The sequence below is a fragment of the Falsiroseomonas oryzae genome, assembly GCF_027856955.1.
Classification (GTDB): domain Bacteria; phylum Pseudomonadota; class Alphaproteobacteria; order Acetobacterales; family Acetobacteraceae; genus Falsiroseomonas; species Falsiroseomonas oryzae.
Genome location: NZ_JAPSMD010000653.1, coordinates 1 through 2,198, shown reverse-complemented (window position 1 = coordinate 2,198; position 2,198 = coordinate 1). Strand labels below are relative to the sequence as shown.

The 2,198-nt window shown below is 72.1% G+C and carries 3 protein-coding genes; 2 read left to right on the top strand and 1 reads right to left on the bottom strand.

The genetic code is table 11. The annotated features are described in order from the left end of the window. The coding region (locus OZN99_RS30155; RefSeq protein WP_270938902.1) for a hypothetical protein at positions 1 to 216 on the bottom strand (216 nt) is incomplete at its 3' end. Positions 217 to 251: 35 nt separating this feature from the next. Here OZN99_RS30155 and cuyB point away from each other — a divergent pair. Both cuyB and OZN99_RS30145 read left to right on the top strand, forming a co-directional pair. After that, on the top strand, positions 252 to 962 hold the full coding sequence (gene cuyB / locus OZN99_RS30150) for a cysteate racemase (RefSeq protein WP_270938901.1): 711 nt from the start codon (positions 252 to 254) through the stop codon (positions 960 to 962). 69 nt (positions 963 to 1,031) lie between these two features. After that, complete coding sequence (locus tag OZN99_RS30145) at positions 1,032 to 1,526, top strand: PEP-CTERM sorting domain-containing protein (RefSeq protein ID WP_270938900.1); 495 nt, start codon at positions 1,032 to 1,034, stop codon at positions 1,524 to 1,526. Positions 1,527 to 2,198 lie beyond the last annotated feature (672 nt).

The window sequence follows — 2,198 nt, the reverse complement described above, 5'->3', positions numbered from 1 at the left end:
CGGCATGGCGGCGGAGCGCACGCCCTCCGGCGCGTCGAAGCGCGGGGTGATGGCCAGCGGCCGCGCCGCCTCCGCCAGCCGCGCCAGCCCCTCCGCCGGCATCGCACCGGCCGGGTATTCGGTGGCCGCGATCCAGGGCTCCGCGGCGCCGGGCTGTCGGACCAGCGCGGCGGCTGGCAGGCTGGCGCTGACCGTGAGCAGCAGGCGACGTCGCATGGCGTGGTCTCCTCGGCGGCCAGGCGAGCTTAGGCATGGGTGTTGCGATGGCGGAAGGCATGCTCGGCGTGCTCGGCGGGATGGGCCCGCTGGCCTCGGCGGAGTTCATGCGGCGCCTGACGCTGCTGACGCCGGCCGCGCGCGACCAGGACCACATCCCCGCCGTGCTCTGGTCCGATCCGCGCGTGCCGGACCGCACCGCCGCGCGCGTCGCCGGCGCCGAGGACCCGCTGCCCGCCCTGCTGCGCGGCATCCGCGGCCTGCAGGTGGCCGGCTGCGGTGCCATCGCCATTCCCTGCAACACCGCGCATGGCTGGTTCGACGCGATGCAGGCGGCCACCCCCCTGCCCATCCTGCACATCGTGGAGGCCGCGGCGGCGGAGCTGGTCCGGCTCGGCGTGCCCGGCGGCCGCATCGGCGTGATGGGCACCGCGGGCACGCTGGCGATGCGGCTGTACCAGCAGCGGCTGGAGGCGCGCGGCTTTGCCTGCCTGGTGCCCGACAGCGCCGAGATGGCCGCGCTGGTCACCCCCGCCATCGCGGAGGTGAAGGCCAACCGCGTCGCCGAAGCCTACGACCCGCTGGCCGAGGCGGCGCGGCGGCTGGTGCTGCGCGGCGCGCAGGCCGTGGTGCTGGGCTGCACCGAGATCCCGCTGGGCATCGCCGCCGGCCCGGCCCTGCCCTTCCCGGTCTGCGACACCATCGACGCGCTGGCCCGCGCGGCGATCGGCTGGGCGCGGGGGTGACGCCCGCGCCCGGCCGTGCTGTCGGAATCCTTGACATGAGCGGAGCCACGGCCGCAGGCGGCGACGCTGGTGTTCAGCTACGGCACGGGCCCGGCCGCCATCGGCGGGACGCTGACCGGCACGCTGCAGCCCGACAACAACAGCTTCATCGTGACCGGCGGCAGCAACTTCACCCTGGGCGGGGTGGTGGTCTATGCGACGCAGCCGCCCATCTTCGGCTCCTACGACACCGGCGCCAACCTGGGCCAGGGGCTTTCCGGCACCGGCGCGGCGCTGGTGACGCTCAACGGGGCGCTGCTGGACCTGATCGTTGGCGTGACCGACATTCAGGGCTTCGCCTTCGCGGTCGGAAACGCTGTTGCGTCGGCTCTGGGCGGCGACCGTGTCGCCAGAGGCGGCAGCCCCTGGGCAACTGGGATCGGTGGGTTCGCCCCGTACGACCGCGGGCTCTGGACCGCCTCCCTTGTGGGCGAGCCTGAGGTCGGCGTGTCGGAACCGATGAGCGCCGCGCTGCTCGGCGTCGGCCTGCTTGGCCTCGGCCTGCTCCGCCGCCGCGCCGCCTGAGCAGCAGCGATGAGTGAGCGCATCGATCATCTGGACATTGCGGGGCAAAAAGCGCCCGCCCGCCTGTTCTAGCAATTCATAGGCCACTCACGATGACTTCGCAGTTTCAGGTGTTTGTGCTGGAGGCTGCCTGATAGGGCAGCGACATTGTAAAGTTTCCCGACGTCGTAACGCTGCCGCGACGCGTGGTGGCGTGGTTGATGCGCTTGGGTCGCATCCGGGCGCTCGCGGAAGCAGGTAGCGGGTCGGCGGTACCGCCGCTTCGGGTCGCCTGGGGCTGCCCGCCTGTGGATCGGGCCCGTCCTGCGCACGGTAAAGCCGGAGCCGACCACGGCGCGTCCTCCCGCAAGGTCGCGCGTCCCGCGTGCGGAATTCCCTGGCGCGGCGCCGCCGTCACCGCTATCTTAGGAACGTAGTCTTATACAAGACCGCCGCTCTTTGACCCCGTGCATCCGCCCCCTCCCATCCAACCGACAGCCCCGGGGAATTTGTCCGAAACGCACACCTCGCGGGACCCCGTCAAAGCGCCAAAGCGGTAAAGCCGCAGGGGCTGACCTAGCTAAGGGTGGAAAGGCTAGGTTGGAGAGATGGTTAGGCGCCGTCGGAGCCGGCTGTCGCGTTCGGTTCAGCAACGGCTGCTGGAGTACTTCGTCGCCGGCACGCCGGCGCGGA

What these genes read in the sequence shown, in the direction of transcription:
- cuyB (WP_270938901.1), top strand. Translation starts at nt 252, where the DNA reads ATGGGTGTTGCGATGGCGGAAGGCATGCTCGGCGTGCTCGGCGGGATG.